We start from the raw sequence: 25,101 nt of genomic DNA, 5'->3' as shown, positions 1-25,101 counted from the left end.
GCTCTTCTAAATTATAACACACCACGAAAGTAATGTCCTTTGGTAAATCCGGCGGAGTTTTTTTGTTCTAATTTTTCCTTCAACCTAGTCAAATCATCTTTTTCCAAAGCCCCTGACGCAAAGCCTGTCAATGCTTGGCGGTATATACCGGTAATAAATTTTATTTCTTCGTGACTGTTCTTACGTGCTTCAATCCTTAAGCTAGTTATTCCCGTCTTGTGGAAATGTTCCAGCTCCTCTATGAGGCAAAGTTCTTTGGAATTATAAACATGCATGCGACAATTCTCATCCATTTCCAAAGGAAATATTAAGTTTAACCTATCTTTCAGTCCGTATTTGCCCTGTAAACATGGTTTGGAACAGGCTTTCTCAGCAGTTCTTCCTCCAAGCAAAGCCCCTACGGCGCAATATTCAGAAAGCATTAAGGGCAGCGAGCCATGAACAATACATTCCAATTGTGTTTCTTGGCTTAAAACCAAACTAGCTATTTGTTCAAAGGTTAACTCCGGGGATAAGGTGATTGAAGTTATTCCTTCCTGTCCTTCCAATAGTTTAATTGCTAAACTGTTAAATACGTTTAGCGGGTAATCTGCGTATATTTGCTTAGTCACACCTAGATCCCTGAGTAACTGCAATGTGCCGATATTGCCCACCAAGTAGCCTTGGATACCCAGCACTTCGTATTGTTTAATCAGTTTTTCCATCCTCTCAGCTTCACGCTGGTGCCAAATTCTAGGTAAAGCAATTACCAGTTCACAACGGTTTTCTGCAGCAGACTTAAGCAAAGCGTGAATTGTCCCTGTCTGGTTCCGCTGGCTGCGAAAAGGGGCAGTATATAAATATAACCTTTGAGCTCCTGCTTCAACTGCAGCAAGACCCGATTTAATTTCGCCCACAGCAACTGCTAAACTAAGCTCTTTTTTCCGTATTTGCCTTCTCTCTGTATTGCGTTCCAGGTACTGGCTTATAACCCATGCATCGACCGGCTTTCTCCCAAAAAGCGATTGCCTTAATTCTTCAAGGCATGCAACGGCATCCCGGCGTACATTATTAAGTTCGCTCAAGGGAACCATAACCTCACCCTCGATTTGGCAATCAAATTCACCTATGTTAAACGGAGTATTTCCCAGCCTGCTTAACTGCTCCTTGACAACCTCGGCTGTCAATGGGCGCTTTATCGCTTTTTCAGCTATAAAAGAAGTCTTAACCCTAACCACATTTCCCCGCTCGTCTTCGGCAATTAAGCTCAAGGGTTGCCCCTGCGTAACTCTTACCGTCATTTTCAAAGGTATTTTTGGTTCAGCATTAACGTTTTTATATGATTCCTGGGCCCGGGCAATAAGCCTGGCGTCATGAGTCTTAAAGATCCTATCCCCTGCCCTGGCTCTTCCAGGAATCTCAATAGTAACTTCTTGCCCTGCTTCAGCCTCATGGACAGGCTGCCCGTGCACCCATAGCTTTGTTATAGTTGAACCTTGTCTGCCTCCTTTGGAAACCCAGATTTCAATGCCATCATTTACTGCCAGGTTTTCAGCTAATCTAAGTGTCACCAACTTGCCATCAGGACTTACTTTATTGATCCTGCCAAGGAACAAACCACGGTTATTGGGCCTTTTGTAACTCATCAGATCTGCCCCTTGGTTACCCAAAAAGTAGCCAGGCGTAAAATCACGATTAAAAATTTGAGCCAGGTCTCTCATTTCTCGAGGTTTAACTTCATATTCAGCAGGATTTGCCAAGTAACGGTCAATTGCCTGCCGGTAAACTCGGATAACGGTGGCTACATATTCAGGTCTTTTCATCCTCCCTTCCAATTTTAACGAGGCAACTCCGGAAGTCAGGATCTCGGGAAGGTAGGCTATAGTGTTTAGATCCCTCGGACTGAGCAAATGCTCACCAAAATTGCCGTAGGGTATTTCTTTTCCTTGAGCATCAACCAGGCGGTATTTCATCCGGCACGGCTGAGCACATTTTCCCCTGTTTCCGCTTCTCCCGCCAATCATGCTGCTCATTAAACATTGTCCCGAATAAGAGATACACAGTGCGCCGTGAATAAAAACCTCCAATTCCACGGCTGTTTTTTGCCTGATAGAACGTATGTCTTCCAGACTAACTTCCCTCGCCAGGACAACCCTTGATATTCCCTGGCTTTTCAAGAATTGGGCACCCGCGGCATTGTGAATGGTCATTTGGGTGCTGGCATGCATCTCCAAATTCGGGAATAAATCTTGAACCAGCTTCACAATACCCAAATCCTGCACAATAATCGCATCCACACCGATTTCATACAGGAAATTTATGTAATGTCCGGCATCCTCCAACTCGCTGTCAGCAATCAAAGTATTGACTGTTACGTAAATTTTAACCCCTCTGGTGTGAGCATATTTTACTGCTGCTTGCAGTTCTTCCTTATCGAAATTGGCGGCATAATACCTTGCGCCAAAAGCCTTCCCGGCTAAATAAACTGCATCGGCCCCGTTTTGTACTGCCGCCACTAATGCTTCCCAACTGCCTGCAGGTGCAAGCAGCTCTATATCTGATCGAACCAAAACTGCTACCTCCGTTTACCTGCTTTTTTTCTAGTATAGGTTGATACTTTGCTTTCTAACCCGCTTTTCTTTAATTCTGTTTAAGCATACTATCTCCTGCCAACAGGTGAACAAAACGTACATATACTAAAATACTAAAAAGCCGCTCACAAGAGCGGCTTTACAGAACCTTAGACTGTTAGTTTTGATCTATCCGGCCTAACAGCATCTCCGGACGATAGCTATTAGAAGTAAACCAATCCCAGTTGGAGATTAAACAATTATATAACTGCTCCGTTTGTGCGTAATCGGCATGCAGACTTGCCAAATAATCAGTGGTTATACCATTCTTTTTCTCCATGCACACACCCTCCTCTCTGAATTTCTTGAATATTTTCTTAATTCTATTTTATTTGAATTTTTTCTAATCTGCCATAATATTATTATCATTTCACAAGTTATTTATTGCACAAGGGGAAAATAATGTGAATTAAAGAAAACTTGGCTTGCACCAAGCCTTGAGAGTGCCAGAATTTCTAGCGTTGTGTTTGCACTATGCGTAGAAATTCCAATCCTTTAGGACTGGCGTAAGCCAAGTTGCCCTTATGCGCCGTGAAATTTATACTTTCTGAATAGCTAAAAAAGGCAGGTACTGAACCTGCCTTTTGGGGAGTTAATATTTAGTTCGCGGAGTATAGTGGGTATGCAACAGGTGATGGGATTTCTCGCCCAGGGGTTTCTCCAAAAACTCTTTATAGAGCTGCAGAACGCCAGGGTTTTCATGGGATTTTCTTAAAGGCATATCCACATCCGCCTGATAAATACCAGCTATCCGCTTAAGCCTCACTTCAGTATCAGTTGGAATAGGTTGCCCGCCACCGCCGATACATCCGCCGGGACAGCACATTACTTCGATGAACTGGTAATCCGCTTCACCGGCTTTGATTTTCTCAAGTATTTTTCTGGCGTTACTAAGTCCGTTTGTGATAGCAACCTTGATTTTGGTCCCCTCAAGATCAACCTCAGCTTCTTTAACTCCCTCCAAGCCCCGCAATTCTTTGAAGTCAAGACTGGGCAGCTCTTTCTCGGTAACTACTTCATAAGCTGTACGCAGAGCTGCTTCCATGACACCTCCCGTGGCTCCAAAAATCACGCCTGCCCCGGTGGAAATGCCTAGAGGATCGTCGTATTCTTCTTCCGGCAGAAGATTAAAATCAATTCCTGCCTCTTTAATCATAGCTGCCAATTCCCTGGTAGTCAGAACATAATCTACATCCTGGTAACCACTATCAGTCATTTCCGACCGCTGGCATTCGAATTTTTTAGCCGTACATGGCATGATAGAAACTACAACAATATTTTCTGCCGGTATTCCTACTTTCTCTGCATAGTAAGTTTTTGCTAAAGCGCCGAACATTTGCTGCGGCGACTTGCAGGTAGATAGATGAGGCAGCAATTCCGGATAAAAGTGTTCGATGAATTTAATCCAGCCAGGACTGCAGGAAGTTATCATGGGCAATGTTCCACCCTGAGTAAGCCTTTGAATCAGCTCATGCCCTTCTTCCATGATAGTCAAATCGGCGGTAAAGTCTGTGTCAAAGACTTTATCAAACCCCAATTGCCTTAATGCAGCAACCATTTGCCCTGTGCTGACCGTGCCCGGCTCTTGACCAAAATACTCTCCAATGGCAACCCTGGTGGCCGGGGCAGTTTGGACAATCACATGCTTCCCGGGGTCTGCCAAAGCATTCCATACTTCCTGGGTATAATCTTTTTCCACTAACGCTCCCGTTGGACAGACCAAAGTACACTGACCGCATTCTACACATGCCACATCGATTAACTTGTCCTGAAATGCAGGCGCTATTACCGTATTAAATCCCCTGTTCAACGGCATGATGGCTTTTACACTTTGCACTTTCTCACAAACTGCCACACATCGGCGGCAAAGCACACATTTCTGCGGATCCCTGACCAAAGCAGGTGTAGAATCATCAACAGCAAATTCCGTCATTGCGCCTTTATATCGTATCTCCCTTATCCCTAAATCATGGGCCAGCTTTTGCAATTCACAATTTTGGTTCCGTTTACATGTTAAACAGTCCTGCGGATGGTTTGAAAGCAGTAGTTCAACGTTTGCTTTCCGGGCAGCCCGCACCCTTTTGGAAGAAGTTGAAACAACCATTCCGTCGGCTACCGGCGTTACACAGGAAGCCTGCAACGTTCTTGCCCCTTGTACCTCGACTACGCATACCCGGCAAGCGCCAATCTCATTAATTTCTTCCATATAGCAAAGTGTTGGAATGTTGATTCCCGCTTTTTTTGCCGCTTCAAGAATAGTTGCTCCTTGTTCTATTTCAACCTTACGGTTATCAATTGTTAAGGTTACTAGAGCCATATTTCAGCCCCCCTTTGCTTTTCATATCCTTTGTTACTCCCTAACATCGCAACGCAGGCAGCGACTGGCTTCAGCAATAGCTGCTTCCCTGGTATAACCCAATTCCACTTCTGCAAAATTTCCCAAGCGCTGTTCCGGTGACAAGCAGTTTGCTTTTACTCTGGGTTCCTCGTGTTCTATAATTGGTCCGTTAACTTTACGCTCATATTTTGGTTCGTTAAGTTCTCCAGTGCCCCCGAGATAGCGGTCAATGGCTTTGGCAGCTTGTTTGCCCGCTGCAATAGCTTCAATAACCGTACTTGGTCCTAAGACACAGTCACCACCGGCATAAATGCCTGGCACATTTGTAGCCAGAGATTTCTGATCCACTACTACTGTCCCCTGCTTGGTTAAGCCTAAATTATCCAGTTGAGTCATGAACGTTAAGTCAGTGGTTTGGCCGATGGCAGGTATAACCAGATCAACCTCCATAGTATACTCAGAACCAGGGATCGGTGTCGCTTTCCTTCTACCACTGGCATCAAAATCACCTAATTGCATCTTGATGCATTTCAAGGCAGAGACTTTGCCTTCACCTAAAATTTCCACCGGTCCTACTTGAGGATAAATCTTAATTCCTTCAATTTCAGCTTCGTGTATCTCCTCTGGAAGTGCAGGCATATCCTGCCGTGCCCGACGGTAAAGAATAAAGACTTCAGAGGCACCTAAACGCAAAGCACTGCGGGCAGCATCGATAGCTACATTGCCGCCTCCGATAACCGCAACTTTCTTACCTTTGACCTCTAATTTTTCTCCTAGATTCAGCTGGCGGAGAAAAGTAGCACCAGGTACAACTCCCGGCAAATCAGCTCCAGGTATACCTAAGTCTTGATCCTTGTGGGCACCGACCGCTACAAAAATGGCTTTGTAACCTTGCTCAAGCAACTCCTGCATTGTAATGTCTTTACCAATTGTGGTATTTAATTTTAATTCCACGCCTAATTTGAGGATATTCTCAATTTCTTTTTCTAAAGTTGCCTTAGGAAGCCTATATTCGGGAATACCAACTGCCATCATTCCACCGGCCACAGGCAAAGCTTCAAAAACCGTTACCTTGTAACCCATTTTGGCCAGATAATTAGCTGCGCTTAAGCCTGCGGGGCCAGAACCAATAATGGCTATTTTATCTTCTTTGGTTGGCTCAATAGCGCTGGCTTGGCTATGCTCTATACCGTAGTCAGCAGCAAAGCGCTTCAGCTCGCGTATAGCCAGCGGCTCATCGATTTTAGCCCGGTTGCATTTTCCTTCACAAGGATGGTTGCATACCCTGCCGCACACAACCGGGAAGGGATTCGCTTGGACAATAGTTTGATACGCTTCCTCCAAACGCCCTTGCCTGATTTGATCAATATAGATGGGGACATCCACTCCTGCCGGACACGCATTTTGACAGGGAGAATTAAACATGGTAGCACAAACTGAAGCCGGACAGCGTTTATCCCGGATATGCGCATCGTATTCCTCCCGGAAATAGCGGATAGTACTTAAAACCGGGTTCGGCGCTGTTTGCCCCAGACCACAAAGGGCTGAATCCTTAATCTGCTGCCCCAGTTCAATCAATAATTCTACGTCGCCTTCTTGACCTTGGCCCTTGGTAATCCGGTCTAAAATTTCCAGCATTCTGGTGGTACCGATCCGGCATGGTGTACATTTGCCGCAGGATTCATCCTTCACAAAGTCCAGGAAGAACTTGGCCAAATCCACCATACAGGTGTCCTCATCCATTACAATCAGGCCGCCGGAACCCATGATTGTACCCAGAGCAGTAAGCGAATCATAATCGATAGGCACATTGAGGTGCTCAACAGGAATACAGCCGCCGGAAGGGCCTCCAGTTTGGGCAGCCTTGAATTTCTTGCCCTTCGGGATCCCACCGCCTATATCGAAAATGACATCCCCCAGCTTAGTTCCCATGGGAACCTCAATTAAACCGTTATTGTTTATTTTACCGGCCAACGCAAATACTTTTGTTCCCTTGCTCTTTTCCGTACCAATGGAAGCAAACCATTCCCACCCGTTACGGATTATAGTAGGTACATTAGCCAATGTTTCTACGTTATTGATCACTGTAGGCTTACCCCACAGGCCCGAGATAGCCGGGAAAGGAGGACGCGGTCTGGGCTCCCCTCTTCTGCCTTCAATAGAAGCAAGCAGAGCAGTCTCTTCTCCGCAGACAAAAGCGCCCGCTCCTAAACGAATTTCAATTTCAAAATTAAAATCTGAGCCAAAAATCTTTTTACCCAGCAAACCAAGAGCTGTTGCCTGTTCTATAGCTTTTTTCAGACGGCTTACAGCAATTGGATATTCTGCCCTTATATATACATAACCTTTTTCTGCTCCGATAGCGTACCCCGCTATTGCCATACCCTCTAATACGCTATGGGGATCGCCTTCCAGGATACTCCGATCCATAAAAGCTCCCGGGTCGCCTTCATCAGCGTTGCACACGATGTACTTAACATCTCCTGGAGCCCGGTGAGCGAACTCCCATTTCATTCCGGTGGGGAAACCACCGCCGCCCCTACCCCTTAAACCTGACTTCTTAATTTCTTCCAACACATCTACAGGCTTATATTCTTTTAAAACCTTGCCCAGGGCTTGGTAACCGTCTCTGGCTATATACTCTTCAATAGATTCAGGATCGATTAAACCGCAGTTTCTTAAAGCTATTCTTTCCTGATATTTGAAGAAAGGTATTTCTTTAAAATCAACGATTTTTTCCTCTGCACTCTCCGGTTGATATAACAGTCTCTTCAAAACGCGTCCTTTAATAAAATGCTCTTCAACCAGTTCCGCCACATCTTCCGGATGGACATGACAATAAAAAGTTCCTTCTGGATATACCACCATGTTGGGGCCAAAACTGCAGAAACCAAAGCATCCCGTATCTAAAACCTTGACTTCCTTAGCTAATCCCCTTTTTTCCAACTCCTTGATCAATGCTTCTTTGGTCGGATGGCTGCCAGATGCAGTGCAACCTGTACCGGCACAAATCAGCACGTGGGAGCGATAAAATTCCATGAGCCTACCTCCTTTGGGTCTCCTCAACCCGCCCACGATTTATTCAATTTTGTTTACAAGCCAATCAGTTATAACAATCCCGTTAACAACATGCTGGGCTACAATCTGCTTGGCTTTTTGAGGATCTACTTTGCCATAAGTTACTTTTTCCTTGCCAGGAATCAATACGTCTACAAGAGGTTCTTCACCGCACATACCTATGCACCCAGTCTGGCTGACTAAGACATCGTTCAAATTCCTTTTCCCCAGTTCTTCCAAAATTGAGGTCATAACCTCCCTGGCACCGGCGGCTATGCCGCAAGTACCCATTCCTACTACTACCTTTATTTTGTCTTCTGTTTCCCGCAATTTCATTTTTTCCAATACTTCTTTTTTCAACTTTTCCAGATCTTCAAGGGATTTCATCCTCTTCCCCCCTTACGGATATTGTCGAGATTTTCCGCGAAATAGCTTCTTAACCAGTTAATTACTTGTGGATGTTTCTGGGGAATGCCATCTAAAATTTTAGAAAATTCCCGGCTGTCAAATGTGAAAATTCTTTCGTTCACAAGATGAGAGTAACTTAGAGCTATGTTTTCGCTTGAAGCCAAAAAAACTGCTATGGTACTGGCAATGTCGCCCAGGGGAGGTCTGTCCCAATGATTATAGATCATTTTAGCAGTAACCTTCGTCCCCTTCCCTGCCTGGGATACAATTTGCAGTTCACCACCGCAGGATTCGGCAGTTGCTTTTAACAGGCTCAACCCTAACCCAACCTTTCTGGTTGTCCTGCTGGTGACAAAAGGATTAGTCACCTTTGCAACTACGTCAGGTTCCATACCCTTCCCGTTATCGGCTACTACCAGCGTTAACAAATTATTGGCTTCATCTTCATCTATGAGTATCTCAATGGCTGTAGCTCCGGCTTCCAAGGAATTTTCCATTAAGTCCAAAAGATGCAAAGCCAGTTCCTCCATGAACCATCCACCTGACTTTTTTAGGCGTAGCTTTTAATGACTTCTGCGGCTTTATCCGGTTTTAACAAGCCATGAGCAGAATTATTTACCGTCATTACCGGACCCAAACCACAGGCCCCCAAGCAGCGAACAACATTCAACGAAAACTTGCCATCGTCAGTGGTATCGCCGGCCTTAATGCCAAGCTCTTTCTCCAGACGTTCCAAAACAGCAGGAGCCCCTTTAACATAACAGGCGGTACCTTTACATACGCAAACATTATATTCTCCCTTCGGCTTCACACTGAAATGGCTGTAAAAAGAGATTACGCTGTACACTTCGTTGACCGTAATACCTAAACCATCTGCTATTTTCTCCTGTACTTGGCGAGGCAGGTAACCTATCAGTTCCTGGGCCTGATGCAACACCTCAATTAATGCAGATGGTTGACCTTGATAACGGCTAATAATTTGTTGCAGTTCTTGCTCATGTTCCGCCACATCCTTACAAACGCAGTTTGACACCAAAATCCCTCCTTACCAAGTAATTCTGCTCTCCTTTGTAAAGAAAATGCTTAATCCCGAGAACCCCTCCTTTCTTATTGGCACAAATATTCTATTAAGGCGGGCAAACTAGGGCCTGCCAAATAGAACCTTGACTTGCATAACCCTATCTCAGTTAAGCTGTGGGCATCTGAACTTATGATCATAGGGTATCCCAAAGACAAAAACTCTTGTGCTCTGTTCTCTTGCAATGAATAAGGTGTAATTTCAATGGCTGGGAAAAGCCCTGGTGGGATAAATCCTAGTACTTCCAGAATGCTATATGCTTTGCGATCAATATGAGCAGGTATTGCAATACCCTTAACTTGAAGAACAGCCCGTACTAATTGGTTAATTGTCAGATTGCAAGAGTTTAACAGCAATTTTGTTTCGGTGCCTATAATATTACCTTTATAATCAAACAACAGTTGTTCGCCAAAATATTCAGGTCTGTTTAAACAAGACGGTAAAGTTGCATCTACCAGCTTCTGCACCGCTACCGCCTCTTCATAGCCCGGAAACAAACAAAGCAAATGTATTTCTTCAATTGTCTGTACCTCAATTCCTGTCAACACAGCTAAACCGGTACCTTCTGCCGCTTGCTGCACAGCAAGCACATTGCCCAGCGAATTATGGTCCGTAATGGCAATCAAATCGAGCCCAGCACTTATGGCAGTTGCAACTATGGCCGGAGGGCTCATTTCCCGCCCAGCACACGGAGATAAGGCGGTATGGATGTGCAAATCGGCCTGATACCAACGGTTCACAGTTTTTACCCTTCTTGGAGAAGCTGAAAGAGCTGTCCAGCTACCATAAAGTTTAATTCCTCGGTCCAAAACAGCGGCAATCTTTCTTCCCTGGCCCGGTCCAAAACATCCTGCTCAGGCTTCCTGCCACCCGTAATAATAATACCGCTTAGGTCTGCCATCAGTGCTACCGCCACAATGTTGATGTGACTTTGTAATGTTATCCATAGGGCTTCCTTGGGGGCACAAGCCAGTACTTCACTTAAGAGATCTGAAACATGCCCGGCAGAAATTTCTCGATTCAACTGTTCGGGGGTATACTGCCCTTCCAGTTTTAACCTACTTATAATCTCTTTTAAGAGCATTATTTTTCCCCCTATTTTGTATTTTTGCCCATCACTGGCGGCACTTTTTTGGCCAGTTCCAAAACTTCTTCCGCAACAGCTTGAACTTTTTCCCGCAAAACAAAGGTACAGTCTGTTTCATAGGCCAGCCCTCTAACAATATCCTCCGCCAGAGCGCGGCAGGTAGGTGACCCGCAAGAACCGCAGTCTAAACCAGGTAATGTTTCAACTATCTGCTCCAAACTACCCATCTTCTGGATTGCTCTGGTTAAATCCTCGTCAAGGGGACTTAACCTTCTGGCTTCAGGCAAGTTGACAAGTTTATAAAAACCTTGATGGTAACTTTCCCTTAAATGCTCCTGATCAACACTTTTCGTCTGACTTCCTGCCTCTCTGATTATATGTTCCAAGCGGGCCTTGGCCACGAATGGATTTTTAACTACTAAGGGGCCTCCGACACATCCGCCGGCACATGCTTGGCACTCTAAATACAGCAGGTTATTTAATTCCCCTCTTTCCACTTCTTCCAATAAATCAATAACATTGCGTATACCGTCGACAGAAAGCATTCCTGAACCGCCTAAAGCTGCAATTTCGCCTCCTGCTCTTCCCCAGCCAATGCCTTTGTCATAACAAAACCTTATACCTCCAGCCTCATCCTGTTCTTTAACCCGTTTAATAGCTCGCTGCAATTCCCCATAGATTTCGTTAATTGCTATAGCTCCGTCTACCTTATAAGGATTATTGCTTTGGGGCTGTCTGACCACCGTTGCTTTGGCCGGGCATGGAGTAATGAAGAAAGTCCCTACCTCCTCCGGCTTTAAACCAAATTGCTCCTGCGCCTGCCTTTTTGCCAATTTGGCTGCTATAGCCATTGGGGTTTCAATAGGAATAATCTGTTCTGTAAGCAAGGGAAAACGAACCTGAATCAACCCTACTACTGCGGGACAAGCTGAAGAAATAAGCGGTTTCCTAAAATCCTTGCCCTTTAAAAATTCGGCTATAGCAGCAGTAACCAATTCAGCGGCAAAAGGCACCTCTACAACCGCATCAAAACCTAGCGCCAACAAAGCCTGATCGATTTGTCCCGGCGTTTCTTCTTTAAATTGCCCGTACAAAGCAGGAGCAGGCAAAGCGACAGTGTATTTATAGTTGTTTATAACAGTCAAATGGTCAACTTCCGCAAATTTAGCATTATTGGGACAAATACGAATGCATTCCCCGCAGTCTATGCAGCGTTCCTCAATAATCTGCGCTTTGCCGTCTCTTACTCTGATGGCTTCCGTTGGACAACGTTTGATGCAGTTGGTACAGCCTTTGCATTTATCCTTATCAAGCCTGACTGAATGAAAGTATTGGCGCAAAGCTAAACACTCCCTTGGCCGCAAGGGTAGTAAACTCTAGCACTTAACTTAGTGCCTACTCCTACCTCAGAGGTAATCTCCAATTCATCTGCACTGCGCTTGATGTTCGGCAAACCCATGCCTGCCCCAAAGCCCATTTCTCGCACCACTGATGGAGCCGTAGAAAAACCTTCGCGCATAGCTTGCTCAATATCACTAATTCCAGGCCCCGAATCCTCTGCTACAATTTCTATAAACTCAGGGGCAATGATTGCTCTAATTTCCCCTTTGTAAGCATGAATAATGATGTTTAATTCGGCTTCGTAAGTTATGATGGCAATCCGGCGAATTACAGCATTATCCACACCTATTTGCTGCAGCACCTGCTTAATCTTCGAGGCGCCCTGCCCAGCCGCCTTGAAATCCATACTTTGCACTGTGAAATTTAGCACCAAGACATTCTCGGACTGTTTCATTTTAACTCCTGGTACTGTCCATGCCGGCTAAGCCAGCTGACCATAGCCTGCCGCAAGCCTCATACAAAGTGTATTTTGTAGTTAAGAGGGGCAGTCTTTTCACATAAGCCTCCGCAATCACATCGGGAGGCGGAACTTTGCCCCGCACAAAAATCACAGCTCTTGCATCTACCATGTCGGCTGTAGTAATAACTTGCCGGTTAGTCAACCCGGTTAATAAAACAAAATTCTCTTTGGCGAACATCAACACATCGCTTAACAAATCTGCTCCAAACCCTGCCTCGATCTCAATATCAAGTTCTGAAAGACAATTTAAAGGTTGAGCTTGTAAGATTTCCGCAATTTCCCGAAGCAACATAGGTTGGCACCTCTAGTAGTTCCTGTTTTCACTTTCACAACCAACAAAATACGTGCTTGCTATTACATTCACAATAGCTATCTTCATTATCCTCTTATCATGATATGCAGCCCAGTACTCAAATTTGTTTTTTTAATAACACTCTGAAAAATTATTTTTAGTGTAAATTCGCTAAATCATGGCCAACTCCTGCCATTCGGAATAAAAAAATTCGGTAATACCAGTAATGATAAAAGATTACCACCTGTAAGGCAGTGAATTAAAAATACAAATCCCTCACTCCCTCTTCAATTAATTTTAAACGTTGTTGGGTCATATTCCGGACCTGCAAGTTGCTTATTTGTTTCAGGTGCTGCTTAATGGTACCTTCACCCACTGCCCGCGTGGCCGGTGAAGCATAGTCTTCCAGGAATTCCTTAAAAGTAAGAATAGCGTTTGGCTGGCAAACATTTTGAATTTGCCCGCTTTTAGCTAAAGACATAAAACGGTCGCCTGTGCGGCCGCTGCGGTAGCAGGCGGTGCAAAAACTGGGGATATAGCCGGAAAGGCAAACGCTGCGCAGAATTTCGTCAGTGCTGCGACGATCCTCTACCTGAAATTGCGGCGCCTCATTATTATATGCTTCGAACTCGCTATCATTGCCATGCTCCAGCTTATATCCACCCACCCCTGTACATGAACCTGCGCTTATCTGGGACACGCCAACATCCAACAGTTCATCCCTGAACTCCGCCCGTTCCCGGGTAGACAAAATTATCCCAGTATAAGGAACAGCCAAGCGCAAGATAGCAACTATTTTTTTGAAAGCTGCATCATTTACCAGATGCGGATAATTGGAATAATCTACACCAAGGGCAGGGCGCAAGCGGGGCACTGAAATGGTATGGGGCCCTACGCCAAATGTCTCTTCCAAATGCAAGGCATGCATCAGCATCGCCAGCACCTCGAACTTGTAATCGTAAAGACCGAACAGTACTCCAACTCCAACATCATCAATGCCGCCTTGCATAGCCCGGTCCATGGCGGTAGTATGATAATCGTAATCGTGTTTGGGCCCTTGCGGATGCATAGCTGCGTAGGTCTCCCGGTGATATGTTTCTTGGAAGAGAATATAGGTCCCAATACCCGCTTCTTTTAGGCGGCGGTAATTTTCTACTGTAGTGGCAGCAATGTTCACATTAATCCGCCGGATGCTGCCTTTGTCTTCTTTCACTTCGTAGATGGTCCTAATCGCCTCCAGAATATAGTCGATGGGACAGTTGCGTGGATCTTCCCCTGCTTCTAAAGCTATCCGTTTATGCCCCAAGGATTCCAGTATTTTGACCTCTTCCCGCAACTCGTCCATGGTCAGGCGACGCCTGGCAAACTTATTATCATGCCTGTACCCGCAATAAGTGCAGTTATTAATGCAATAATTGCTAATATACAGAGGGGCAAAAAGCACCAGCCGCCGACCGTAGATTTTTTCCTTTATCTCCTGTGCTGTTTGATACAGCTCAGCAAGCAGTTCCTGATCCTCAAGATTTAATAGGAGGGCACATTCCCAGGGTGTTAAGCCCTTGGCTTCCCGTGACCTGGCAATAATCTCCCTAGCTGCATCATCGCTTGCATGTCTGGCTTCTGCCAACAAGGCATAGATTTGTTTTTCATCGATAAAATCGGCTCGCATTTTTTGCATATTAATTACCTCCCCACGAATTAACACAGTATTAAGTAATTTCATTTTTATCAAGTAAAGCCAGCACATCAGGAAACGGTGCCAACGCCCGACGTAAAATGCCATGCAAATAAGCGATCAAAACACCGTAATTCACGATTGGAACACCTGCTGCCTGTGCAGTCATGAGACGGCTTAGCATTTCCCTGCGGTTAATCATACAGGCGCCACAGTGGACGATGAGCTTATACTGGCTTAGAGCTTTTGGCAGTTCAATACCGCTGGACCACTCAAAACACAGTTCTCCTCCAACGATTTGGCGCAGCCAGCGGGGAATTTTTACAGTGCCAATATCATCTGCCATCCTATGGTGCGTACAAGCTTCAGCAATCAGCACTTTATCACCGGGTTGCAGTCTCTTCACCACCATGGCTCCGGCCACCAATGCAGCCAAATCTCCTTTATATCGAGCGAAAAGAATGGAAAACGAAGTGAGTGGTATCTCAGGGGGCGTATCTGCGTTAACTTGTTGAAAAGCCTGAGAATCCGTGATTACCAAAGCAGGTGGCTTCGCTAGGCTGCTTAATGCTGCTTTCAGCCCGTTTTCTTTGACTACCATAGTCAAGCAGTCGTGATCCAACAGATCCCGAATTGTTTGCACCTGTGGTAAAATCAGCCTGCCTCGAGGAGCCGCAGAATCAATAGGCGCCACCAGCAGTGCCAACCCACCCTTGGGCACCAAATCGCCAGCTATTTCAGGCCTGGACCAATCCTTTGGTGCCAGTTCCACCATCCGTCGTTTAAGTTCTGCAATGCCTTGACCCGTTCTTGTACTCACTTTGATCCACGGAATCCCAAACCAGCCGGGAGTTTGTTGTTCAGAAACTGTTGGCAAGTCAAATTTATTAAGCACTCCAAGGACCGGTATTTGCTTTTGCGCAGCCTCCATGGCAATTTGCCGTTCGATTTCACCTATCCCCCGCTGCCCATCAACTACCAACAGCACCAAATCGGTTTTAGAGAGCACATCCATGCTCTTTTCCACCCTTTTTTCACCCAGTTCGCCTTCATCATCCAGCCCTGCAGTGTCAATTAACACCACCGGGCCCAAAGGCAGGATTTCCATAGATTTATACACCGGGTCAGTAGTCGTTCCCGGTATGGACGAAACAATTGCAATCTCTTGTCCGGTTAGGGCGTTAATAAGGCTGGATTTGCCGGCATTTCGCCGTCCAAACAAAGCAATATGCAGCCTACTGCCCCTGGGAACATCATGCATGCTCATATCCCCTTTCTAGAAAATACCTGCAAAAACCAGCAGCTAACGTGAGACTAAAGCGCTCTTAACTTGAACACCTCCGATTTGCCCCAGCTTGCCGGTCAGGGCCCCTATTTCATCGGTATTGCCGTCTACAATGAGCGAAATTACGGCCACACCTCTTTCCCTGTAAGGAACCCCCATTCTGCCTAAAATAACTTCATTAAAGTCGCTCAATATGTTGTTAATCCTTGGAACCTGTTCCCTGTCTTCAATAACTATGCCTATTACACCGATTCGTCGCCCGACACTCATAATCCACCTCCTCTTCCCGACATTGATTTTTAAGCCAACCTAAGCAAAAAGGCCTGTTTCCCCGCAAAGGAAGACAGGCCTGACAGAGGGCAAGATAATACCTTCACCCCCTTGAGTCAGTGTTGCCACCTGTCATCGCAGGGCCTAGAAAAGCAACTGTTCCTTCCGGGCAGGCAGATGCCCACTCCGGTCAGAAGCTGTACCATGTTTAATTTTTTTATATGAAAAGCATTAATCAAGGCTTTGGACTATTAATTAACTTAAAAACTTCGGGCTATGTCCAGGTCCAGTACCCACCTTTCTCCCCAGACTTAAAATTATACCCTCAATACAAAAACGGCAATCTTGAGGTTTATCCCCAACACAGATCTTTCCGGGATAAATCTCATAATATTTGCGGTAATCCCCAGGAGTAATATTGGGCATGACAACGTTTGCTCCGGCGCGGAGCGCCTTCTGCCTTCCCTGCTGGTCAATGCTGCCCAACGCAGTGGTAGCCGGCAAATGGGTCAATGGCATAAGCAGGCGAGCTGCTGCCAGGCATTTCAGAGTCATTTCCACTGTTCCCCCTTTTGAACCGCCTAGCGGCGTGTTGGGATGGGGAATGAATGGGCCGATTCCCGCCATTTCCACGTCCAACTTTTTTAAGAGCAGCAGATCTTCAGCTAAATCATCCACTGTCTGTCCAGGTAACCCGACCATATTACCTGACCCCACTTGAAACCCTAGCTCCTTTAACCAGCTCAAACATTCCAACCTTCGCTCTAACTCAGTACCCGGCCTCAATACTTTAAAAAGCTCTTTATTAGCAGTTTCATGTTTAAGCAAGTAACGGTCGGCACCGGCTTCCCGGAAAAGGCGATAGTCTTCCCTGCTTTTTTCCCCTATGCTTAAAGTTATGGCGATGTTAAGTTCTTTTTTGATTTTTTCTACGACTCTGGCAATTGTTGCGGCATCGTACCACGGGTCCTCGCCGGACTGCAACACAACGGTTTGGTATCCTAATAATGCGCCCTGTTTGGCTATTTGCAGTATTTCATCCGGTTTCAAACGATAGCGCCTGAGATGCTGGTTACCCGCCCTTAAGCCACAGTACAAGCAATTTCTCTGGCAATAATTGGAAAATTCAATAATCCCTCGGAGGTGAACATCATCACCCATATATTTCGCTCGAGTAATATCAGCAACTTGATAGAGCTTTTCTGCCCGATCTCCTTCTGCAGCAAGCAGGCAGATAATCTCGTCTTTACTCAATTTATGACTTGTTTCGGCCTTAGCCACGGTATTTGCCACTTCCATCCCAGAACAATCCCCCCTCTTAATTATATTCCAAGTTGTGAAAAATGTAACGAACTTTAGAATAAAGAAACCTACCTCGAGAAAAGAAAGGTAGGTTGTAGTACGAATTTTATCTCTTATGACGAATAAGTCCGGAGCAACATAAGACCTCTATACCTTGTTTCTCTAGCTCATCCAGTATTAAATTCATACCCAGGGAATCACTGGACATATGCCCGGCAATGACTACATTAAGATGGGCCTTCTCGGCTTCTTTGCGATGTTTCTCCCCGATATGCATGCCTACTATTGTACCAACCCCGGCATCGGCCAGTTTGGCGTAAGCATCTTCAGAACCGCCCGTCCCTCCCGTCATATCCACAAAAATCTTTCCGGCCCTTCGTTCTTTGCTGCCCACAAAAACCGTTGGACCGGCATTGACTTTCACTGCCTCTTTAAATTCTGGTATTTCTTTTAATATTTTTATGATATCCCCTACTGTCTCCGGTTTCCGTTCTGCAAAGAGCCTATCCAAAAAAGTGGTCACCAGGTTATCAGCAGGAGTATGGGCGCACATTAAAGGCAGATCCAGGAGTTTAGCCCCATCTACCGTTCTATTGTGGTTTAATGGCGAGAGCCCTCTTTTCACTTCAGCGATCCTGCTGGACATAATGTCTTCCGCTATGTTAATAGGAACGCCTAATTTATAAAGAATATCCTCCTGGAGATGCATTACATCATGTAAAGCCGCTAAAGCTTTACCTTCCGGGTGGTGGGCCAAAACCAAGTCGATCTTTTTGCCCTTGACGGCTAAATGCTCAGCCAAAAGCAGTTCACCCATTTCAATGTCGATACCGGCCAAAATGGTTTTTACTTCTCTCTCATCGTCGCCATACAGCACCCGAGTATCGCTGTAAGGGTTACTTAGTTGTTCCTGATCGAACTCCGCTTGCTCCTCAGGTTTTAGCTCTTCAAACTTCTTGCGGTTTTTATCTAATAGTTTTTGCACTTCGGCCAATCCCCTGGGGTCTGCTTCCATTCCTTTTTGTACTATTAATTTATAAATTTCAGCTATCTTCAATTTCTTCACCCCATATTTTATATTCCAAATAGAACGCCAAAATTCCTTGCGAAAGTATTATGATATTTAGTATTATTCAATTATTGCTGCCGGTAGTCCTCCTTTTAATGGAAATATTATTTTGTGCCCCCCTAACTTCTGGAAACATAGGGATTGCCTGTGAGATAGTACCTTAACGGCCAATCTACTGCTTTGGAAATACCCACCCTGGTTGTAACAGTAATTGGCCTCTCTACCCCTTCAGAATTTGCATAGAAACCTATAGGACCTTCTAAAGCGCTTGAACCGTTGAGCTGTTTTGTAATTCCCAGAGCCTGCACCAGTTTACCTGGCCCGGAACAGAGCTCTGTAACTTTGCCGCGCTTACGGCGCCTTTCCATTAATTCAAGCCCAACCCGAGGTTCCAACGCTCGGATAAGGACTGCTTCCGGCTGTTTCGGTGAAGCAGTTGTCACATTTAAACAGTAATGGACGCCGTAAATAAAATAAATATAAATGATTCCTGCAGGCCCAAACATCACTCGATTGCGCGGGGTACAGCCCCTTGCGGCGTGGCAGGCGGGGTCATCCATACCCAAATAAGCTTCTGTCTCAACGATAATCCCGCCAGTTAGGCCCTCTTTGTCATGGTGGACCAACCATTTCCCCAAAAGTTCCCGGGCTACCAGAGCAGTTTCCCTGGCAAAAAAGTCGTAACCTAATCTTTCCCCCCAAAAAACATTGGACATTACTCGATTCTTCTCCGTTTTAAAAATTTATCCAGCTCAAGTTTGGATTTGGTATTGACTACCTGTTCCTTAGTCAACCAACCTCTGCGGGCGGTGGTTACCCCGTATGCCATTTCCTCCAATCTCGACACATCATGGGCATCAGTATTGATGACAATCGGTATTTCAAATTCGTAGGCTGCCCGGCGTGCTAGTGCTGCATTTAAGTCCAGCCGGTCTATGGAAGAATTTATTTCCAAAGCCTTGCCCTCTGCCTTCGCTAGTTGAAAGAGCCTGTCCAAATCTATGTCGTATGGTTTACGTCGGCCCAAAATACGTCCCGTAGGATGTGCCAAAATGTGTACGTATGGATTTTTTAAGGCAGCCTCAGCCCTTAGTGTAAGTTTCTCCATTTCCTGCCGGAATCCTGTATGAATGGAGGCAATAACCACATCGCACTGCTCCAAAATTTCATCGGGGTAGTCAAGCCGTCCGTCTTGTAAGATGTCAGCCTCAACCCCTGTGAGTATTTTCAAATCTGCTGACTGTGAATTCATTTGCTTGATAAGGGCATGTTGTTCCTGCAAACGCTCGATAGATAAACCATTGGCAATTCCCAAACTCCGGGAATGATCGGTTATGGCAATATATTCGTAACCCTTGCGTCTGGCGGCGTCGGCCATTTCTTCAATGCTGTGGATTCCGTCGCTCCAGGAAGTGTGCAGGTGTAAATCTCCTTTTATATCCTCAAGTTCCAACAGTCTTGGCAAGTCATTTTCCAGGGCAGCTTCCCATTCACCGCTGTCCTCCCTTAGCTCTGGCGGAATATAAGGAACGCCTGTAGCCCGGTAGATATCCTCTTCCCCCTTTATCTCCAAACTAACCTCGGAGCCTTCGGGAAAAATGCCATACTCATTGACTTTCAGACCCAAAGATCTTGCTCGTTGCCTCAGTCTTTCATGATGTTCTTTGGAGCCAGTCAAATGGTGTAAAGCAGACCAAAATTGGTCGGGTGACACTGTGCGAACTTCCACTTTTACACCCAACCATGTTAAAACAGCACTTTTTTCGTTGCCGGAAGTTATAATATCTTTCACTTGGGGATGTTTCAATACTGTTTGCCTTACTAAGTCGGGGTTACGGGTAGCAATTAGCAAATCTATATCCTTTACCAGCTCTTTACCCCTGCGCAAACTCCCGCAGATAGCCCCGTCAGTAACTTCAGGCAAACGTTTTAAGTCATTTAAAAATAGATTAGCCAAAGGCAATGCTACACCGATGGGTACTTCACTTTGAGCATTCTGCTTTAACATTTCAATACTTCGCAGAATATTCAGCTCAGTTTTGCTCCCCATCCCCGGTAAAGTGCGGATTTTCTTTTCCTTTGCCGCTGCTTCCAATTCTTCCATGTTATTCACATGTAATCGTTCATGGATTAAGCGCACAGACTTAGACCCTAAACCGGGGATAGCTAAAAGTTCCCGTAATGTAACCGGAACTTCTTCTTTCAACCGCTGGTGAAAGGCACATTGTCCGGTGGATAGAAGTTCTGCTATTTTATCGCTTAAGTTTTTGCCTATCCCCGGTAGTTCAGTCAGCTTCCCTTTTTTCCAGAGGCTGCCTAAATCGTCCGATAAATGCTTGATTGTTTTTGCAGCCTTGCGATAAGCCCGGACTTTAAAAGAGCTTTCTTCTTTTAATTCCAGCAGGTCAGCTATTTCGGAAAAAATCCACGCAATTTCCAAATTAGTCACATTTCTTCACCCCAGGCATTGGTGCAAACAATCGCCGCCTGGCCATAATTTTCCCACCATGGCGGCAATTAATGCGGTATTTAAAAATAACGCTTTACCACTTTAGGTAAAGCGCTATTTGTTAAGATCGTTTTGCTTCTTCAATCAATTTTACCAGCGCATCGTAATCTTCTTGTAATTTACAAAGCTCATCGGCTAAATTCAAGGCAGTCAGCACTGCAACTTTGGAAACGGGCATGTTTGGATTTCTTTGCCCGATCTGGCGCATTTTCCTGTCTACCAGCGCAGCAAGCATTTCAATGTAATCAGAAGGTTCGTTTGCCCGGACAACGTATTCCGAGTTGTAAATATTAACTGAAACCCTGTTCTTGTAGTCTTTTTCCTGTTGCAAACGCAACCCTCCTTTATTTGCCAATATTCTTTTTCATTCGCTATATTTTTGCGAATTCCTGCTTACCGGAGATAAGCTCCAAATCGGTCCTGCAATTCCTGCTCAATCTTCTGATGAATTGCCTGCACTTCGTCATCAGTCAGTGTCCTGTCGTGGGCTTGGTAAATTAAGTTATAAGCCATACTTTTGAAACCTTCCGGTACTTGTTTCCCTCTATATACGTCAAACAACCTGTAGCTGTTTAAGTAATTTCCACCAACGGCAGCAATCACCTGTTCCACTTCCTGCGAGCTAACCCCATGGGGTACCAACAACGCCATGTCCCGCTCTACTGCCGGATATTTAGGCAGTGGTGTGTATTGTTTTACTTTAGCAAAATTGTCGATTAAAAGTGCGATTTGCAGTTCAAAGGCACAGGCTTTCTGTTCTAAACCGTAATTAGTCAATACGTCGGGATGGATTTCCCCGATTACACCGATCCTCCTGCCGTCGCTGAAAACCTCGGCAGTTCTGCCGGGATGAAAAGTGCTATAGCTGCTGCTGGGGACAAACTTCACTTGCTGGTTGTTTAGACCTGCCAGCAGCTGTTCCAGGATTCCTTTCATGTAATAAAAGTCCATCTCTACTTGAGGCCAATTCCATGTTTTGCTTAATTCCCCACTTACCAAACCGGCCAGCATCTTCTCTTCCACAGGCAGCTCTGCTACTGCTTCCTTAGGCCAAAAGACCCGCCCGCTTTCAAATATGCTTAAATTTTTCTGCCTGCGGTTGATGTTGCGGGATGCAATCTCAAGAAGCCCAGGCAAAAGAGTGGTGCGCATAACGCTTTGCTCTTCGCTTAACGGATTTTTAATTTTTACTACGTTCCTCAAAGGATGAGCGGCCTCCAGCCCAATTTTATCCAAAGCTTTCGGGCTGATAAAGCTGTAAGTAATGATTTCTGTCATTCCACAGGCGAGCAAAATTTGCTTGGCCCGTTCTTCCAACAGCTGGCTGATATTTTTCTTACTCTGTCCCATGGCGCCTTGCGGCAAAGTGGTTGGTACCAGATCATAACCGTGAATTCTGGCCACTTCCTCAATTAAATCAACTTCTTGAGTTAAATCACCACGGTAGGAAGGGACTTTAACCAGCAGTTCATCCCCACTTGACGTTACTCCTAAATGTAACCGGCAAAGAATGTTAACAATTTCTTCCGCACCGATATTGGTCCCCAGGAGCTGATTGACCCTGTGAGGCCTTAAGGCAATTACTGTTTCATGTCTCTTCATGGGATACTGATCTATTTTACCGGGCACAGCCTTTCCGGCTCCCAGCTGTTCGATTAAATCTACAGCCCGGTTTACTGCAGCTAAAGCGCCGTCAATATTTACCCCTTTTTCAAACCTGCTGGAAGCTTCCGAGCGCAACCCAAGTTTTCTGGAGGTTTTTCTGATGCTGGCGCCATCGAAATGGGCTGATTCCAGAAGTATTGTTTTAGTGTTGACTGTAACCTCCGATTCCAAACCGCCCATTACCCCGGCAATTGCCACCGGATTTTCCGCGTCGGCAATAACCAGCATTTCTTCATCCAGCTGACGCTTCTGGCCGTCTAAAGTGAACATCGTTTCTTTATCCTTGGCACGGCGGACAATTATTTGGTGTCCAGCTAATTTGTCGTAATCAAAAGCGTGCAAAGGCTGCCCCATCTCCAGCATGACAAAATTAGTAACATCGACGATATTGTTGATGGAACGCATCCCGGCTGCCTCCAGCCGATGCCTTAACCAAGCAGGAGAAGGGCCGATCTTAATATCCTTTACAACTCTCGCAATGTAGCGTCCACACAGATCCGGGGCCTTAATTTCCACTGCAGCCATTTGCTCAGTTTCAGAGCTTACCCCTTCTTCATTAATCTGCGGGAGCTTTAGTTCTGCACCGGTGATAGCACTCACTTCACGGGCTATGTTAATCACACTCAAGCAATCAGCCCGGTTGGGCGTCAGATCCAATTCTAAAACTTCGTCATCCAAACCCAGAATTTGCTGCACGGGCATACCTGGCTCCGCCTCTGGCGGCAGGCTCATAATGCCATGTTTTTCATCCTCAGGGAGTCCTGACGGATCAAGCTGCAATTCCTGGGCTGAACAAAGCATGCCAAAAGATTCAACGCCCCGGAATACTGCTTTTTCAATTTGAACACCATTGGGCAAAGTTGCCCCCACTAGTGCTACCGGCACTTTCATACCGGCTTTTACGTTTTTGGCACCTGTAACGATAGCCAGAGGCCCACCGGAAGCGCTTATTTTAACAGAGCATATCACCAGCCTATCAGCCTGGGGATGAGGCCTAACATCTATGATTTCCCCTGCCACAACATTGGTAATGCCTTCTCCCAATTGCTTTACACCGTCCACAGGTATACCGGCCATTGTTAATTTGTGGGCCAGTTCTTTGGAAGACAACTCCACTGCCACATAATCTTTAAGCCATTTCATAGATACTTGCATACCGTTTACCTCCCATTATTTAAAACTGCTCGATAAACCGGAGGTCGTTATCAAACAGCAGTCTCAAGTCATCAATCCCATATTTCAGCATAGCTATTCTTTCAACCCCCATACCGAAAGCAAAGCCGCTAACTTGCTCCGGGTCATAACCCGACATTTCCAATACTTTAGGGTGAACCATTCCGCTCCCTAAAATCTCAAGCCATCCTGTATTCTTACATACCTTGCACCCTTGGCCACCGCAATTAAAACATGATATATCCACTTCCGCACTGGGCTCGGTAAAAGGGAAATAACTAGGTCTCAGCCGGATCTGTCTGTCCTCGCCAAACATCTGCCTGGCAAAGGCAAGCAGTGTACCTTTTAAATCGGCAAATGTTACCCTTTTGTCGACCAGCAGACCTTCGACCTGATGAAACATGGGGGAATGAGTAGCATCATCATCCCGCCGGTACACTTTTCCGGGTGCAATAATTTTCACTGGCAGTTCCGGAGTCATCCCCTGCATTACACGTACCTGGACCGGCGAGGTATGGGTTCTTAAAAGCATTTCTTCAGTAATGTAAAAGGAATCCTGCATATCCCTGGCCGGGTGATCTTTTGGCAAATTTAAGGCTTCAAAATTATAGTAATCCAGCTCAACTTCAGGGCCCTCAGCCACTGTAAAGCCCATGCCCGTAAAAATTGATTTGATTTCATCCAAAACCAGAGTCAATGGATGCTTATGTCCCAGCGGAAAAAATCGCCCAGGCAGGGTTACATCTATAGTCTCAGCGGCTAATTTTTGCCTTAGGGCTTCTCTTCCGAGACTCTCACTTTTGGCTGTCATCAGCTTTTCCAATTCATCTTTGATCTGGTTCGCCAACTGCCCTATTAATGGCCGTTCTTCGGGAGATAATGCTCCCATCCCGCGCAGCACCTGTGTTAAGATGCCTTTTTTCCCCAAATATTTAATGCGCAAATCATTTAAAACTTCCAGGCTTTGAGCATGCTCCAATTCTTCCCGGCCGTTTTTTCTGATTTCTTCCAGTTTTGACCGCATCAATATCCTCCTTCGAAACTTAGATATAAAATAAAAAAGCCCTCATCCTAAGGGACGAAAGCTATCTTCCGCGGTACCACCCAAATTAATCACTAAGATTCTCTCTGCGGTTAATCAACCATTTCCGTTAACGGTGGAAAACCGTCTTACCTACTTTCCCGGGAGCATCCTAGGCTTCCGGCTTTCAGTTTGCTGTTCCCGGGCGAACTTCATAGGTCAAACCTTAATGGTACTCTCAGTCCATGGTACCATCTCCCTGGCAAGGTTTAAGTCTACTACTCTCCCGTTCATCACATTTTGCGTTAACCTTCTTTTTACTGTACCAACAGCCTGCGGTACATAATATAAGCTGCAATGGAACCGGTTTTTTCAAAAATCCTCCAAAAAATTTCGGCGGGT

The 25,101-nt window shown here is 45.5% G+C and carries 22 protein-coding genes and 1 other annotated feature; all 22 genes read right to left on the bottom strand.

Annotated features, from left to right (window positions below; all coding sequences use genetic code 11):
• Positions 1–11: 11 nt before the first annotated feature.
• Entirely contained in the window at positions 12–2,549 is a 2,538-nt protein-coding gene (locus EYS13_RS02990) for a U32 family peptidase (protein ID WP_227765796.1), read from the bottom strand.
• Positions 2,550–2,727: 178 nt separating this feature from the next.
• Positions 2,728–2,889, bottom strand: coding sequence for a hypothetical protein (locus EYS13_RS02985; RefSeq protein WP_227765793.1), 162 nt, complete (start codon positions 2,887–2,889; stop codon positions 2,728–2,730).
• A 312-nt stretch (positions 2,890–3,201) separates the two neighbouring features.
• A complete protein-coding gene (locus EYS13_RS02980) occupies positions 3,202–4,926 on the bottom strand; it encodes an NADH-dependent [FeFe] hydrogenase, group A6 (RefSeq protein WP_227765792.1) in 1,725 nt (574 codons plus the stop codon).
• A 33-nt stretch (positions 4,927–4,959) separates the two neighbouring features.
• Complete coding sequence (gene nuoF / locus EYS13_RS02975; RefSeq protein ID WP_227765789.1) at positions 4,960–7,986, bottom strand: NADH-quinone oxidoreductase subunit NuoF; 3,027 nt, start codon at positions 7,984–7,986, stop codon at positions 4,960–4,962.
• Positions 7,987–8,025: 39 nt separating this feature from the next.
• Positions 8,026–8,391, bottom strand: a complete 366-nt coding sequence (locus EYS13_RS02970; RefSeq protein WP_227765787.1) for a (2Fe-2S) ferredoxin domain-containing protein — start codon at positions 8,389–8,391, stop codon at positions 8,026–8,028.
• Positions 8,388–8,942 (bottom strand): ATP-binding protein, encoded by a 555-nt coding sequence (locus EYS13_RS02965; protein WP_227765786.1) that lies wholly within the window; start codon positions 8,940–8,942, stop codon positions 8,388–8,390. Before EYS13_RS02965 ends, EYS13_RS02970 begins: the two co-directional genes overlap by 4 nt.
• Before the next feature lie 20 nt (positions 8,943–8,962).
• The gene (locus EYS13_RS02960) at positions 8,963–9,445 is read right to left on the bottom strand and encodes an NADH-quinone oxidoreductase subunit NuoE family protein (protein ID WP_227765784.1); all 483 of its coding nucleotides are present in this window, start codon (positions 9,443–9,445) and stop codon (positions 8,963–8,965) included.
• Positions 9,446–9,519: 74 nt separating this feature from the next.
• Positions 9,520–10,230: a PHP domain-containing protein gene (locus EYS13_RS02955; protein ID WP_227765782.1), complete on the bottom strand. Its 711-nt coding sequence runs from the start codon at positions 10,228–10,230 to the stop codon at positions 9,520–9,522.
• A gap of 5 nt (positions 10,231–10,235) precedes the next feature.
• Positions 10,236–10,574, bottom strand: coding sequence for a DRTGG domain-containing protein (locus EYS13_RS02950; RefSeq protein ID WP_227765780.1), 339 nt, complete (start codon positions 10,572–10,574; stop codon positions 10,236–10,238).
• Between the two features lie 11 nt (positions 10,575–10,585).
• Positions 10,586–11,917 carry a [Fe-Fe] hydrogenase large subunit C-terminal domain-containing protein gene (locus EYS13_RS02945; protein ID WP_227765778.1) on the bottom strand — a complete coding sequence of 444 codons (1,332 nt, stop codon included), beginning with the start codon at positions 11,915–11,917 and terminating at the stop codon, positions 10,586–10,588.
• 2 nt (positions 11,918–11,919) lie between these two features.
• Entirely contained in the window at positions 11,920–12,372 is a 453-nt protein-coding gene (locus EYS13_RS02940; protein ID WP_227765776.1) for an ATP-binding protein, read from the bottom strand.
• 1 nt (position 12,373) lies between these two features.
• Entirely contained in the window at positions 12,374–12,730 is a 357-nt protein-coding gene (locus EYS13_RS02935) for a hypothetical protein (protein WP_227765774.1), read from the bottom strand.
• Between the two features lie 259 nt (positions 12,731–12,989).
• The gene (gene hydG / locus EYS13_RS02930) at positions 12,990–14,408 is read right to left on the bottom strand and encodes a [FeFe] hydrogenase H-cluster radical SAM maturase HydG (RefSeq protein WP_227765772.1); all 1,419 of its coding nucleotides are present in this window, start codon (positions 14,406–14,408) and stop codon (positions 12,990–12,992) included.
• A gap of 31 nt (positions 14,409–14,439) precedes the next feature.
• Positions 14,440–15,666 (bottom strand): [FeFe] hydrogenase H-cluster maturation GTPase HydF, encoded by a 1,227-nt coding sequence (gene hydF, locus EYS13_RS02925; protein ID WP_227765770.1) that lies wholly within the window; start codon positions 15,664–15,666, stop codon positions 14,440–14,442.
• A gap of 42 nt (positions 15,667–15,708) precedes the next feature.
• The gene (locus tag EYS13_RS02920; protein ID WP_227765768.1) at positions 15,709–15,960 is read right to left on the bottom strand and encodes a TM1266 family iron-only hydrogenase system putative regulator; all 252 of its coding nucleotides are present in this window, start codon (positions 15,958–15,960) and stop codon (positions 15,709–15,711) included.
• Between the two features lie 255 nt (positions 15,961–16,215).
• Positions 16,216–17,259: a [FeFe] hydrogenase H-cluster radical SAM maturase HydE gene (gene hydE, locus EYS13_RS02915; RefSeq protein WP_227765767.1), complete on the bottom strand. Its 1,044-nt coding sequence runs from the start codon at positions 17,257–17,259 to the stop codon at positions 16,216–16,218.
• 109 nt (positions 17,260–17,368) lie between these two features.
• Positions 17,369–18,319 (bottom strand): Nif3-like dinuclear metal center hexameric protein, encoded by a 951-nt coding sequence (locus tag EYS13_RS02910; RefSeq protein ID WP_277998243.1) that lies wholly within the window; start codon positions 18,317–18,319, stop codon positions 17,369–17,371.
• Positions 18,320–18,450: 131 nt separating this feature from the next.
• The gene (locus EYS13_RS02905) at positions 18,451–19,047 is read right to left on the bottom strand and encodes a DNA-3-methyladenine glycosylase (protein ID WP_227765761.1); all 597 of its coding nucleotides are present in this window, start codon (positions 19,045–19,047) and stop codon (positions 18,451–18,453) included.
• Complete coding sequence (gene polX, locus EYS13_RS02900) at positions 19,047–20,780, bottom strand: DNA polymerase/3'-5' exonuclease PolX (protein ID WP_227765759.1); 1,734 nt, start codon at positions 20,778–20,780, stop codon at positions 19,047–19,049. Before polX ends, EYS13_RS02905 begins: the two co-directional genes overlap by 1 nt.
• 121 nt (positions 20,781–20,901) lie before the next feature.
• On the bottom strand, positions 20,902–21,171 hold the full coding sequence (locus EYS13_RS02895; protein ID WP_227765757.1) for a cell division protein ZapA: 270 nt from the start codon (positions 21,169–21,171) through the stop codon (positions 20,902–20,904).
• Positions 21,172–21,233: 62 nt separating this feature from the next.
• Complete coding sequence (gene pheT, locus EYS13_RS02890; protein WP_227765755.1) at positions 21,234–23,660, bottom strand: phenylalanine--tRNA ligase subunit beta; 2,427 nt, start codon at positions 23,658–23,660, stop codon at positions 21,234–21,236.
• A 19-nt stretch (positions 23,661–23,679) separates the two neighbouring features.
• Positions 23,680–24,702 (bottom strand): phenylalanine--tRNA ligase subunit alpha, encoded by a 1,023-nt coding sequence (pheS, locus tag EYS13_RS02885; RefSeq protein WP_227765753.1) that lies wholly within the window; start codon positions 24,700–24,702, stop codon positions 23,680–23,682.
• Positions 24,703–24,749: 47 nt separating this feature from the next.
• Positions 24,750–25,002: a binding site (T-box leader), on the bottom strand.
• Positions 25,003–25,101 lie beyond the last annotated feature (99 nt).

The sequence above is a fragment of the Zhaonella formicivorans genome (genome assembly GCF_004353525.1).
Classification (GTDB): Bacteria; Bacillota; DUOV01; order DUOV01; family Zhaonellaceae; genus Zhaonella; species Zhaonella formicivorans.
Note: the sequence above shows the minus strand (reverse complement) of the source record. Positions and strands in the feature narration are given on the sequence as shown.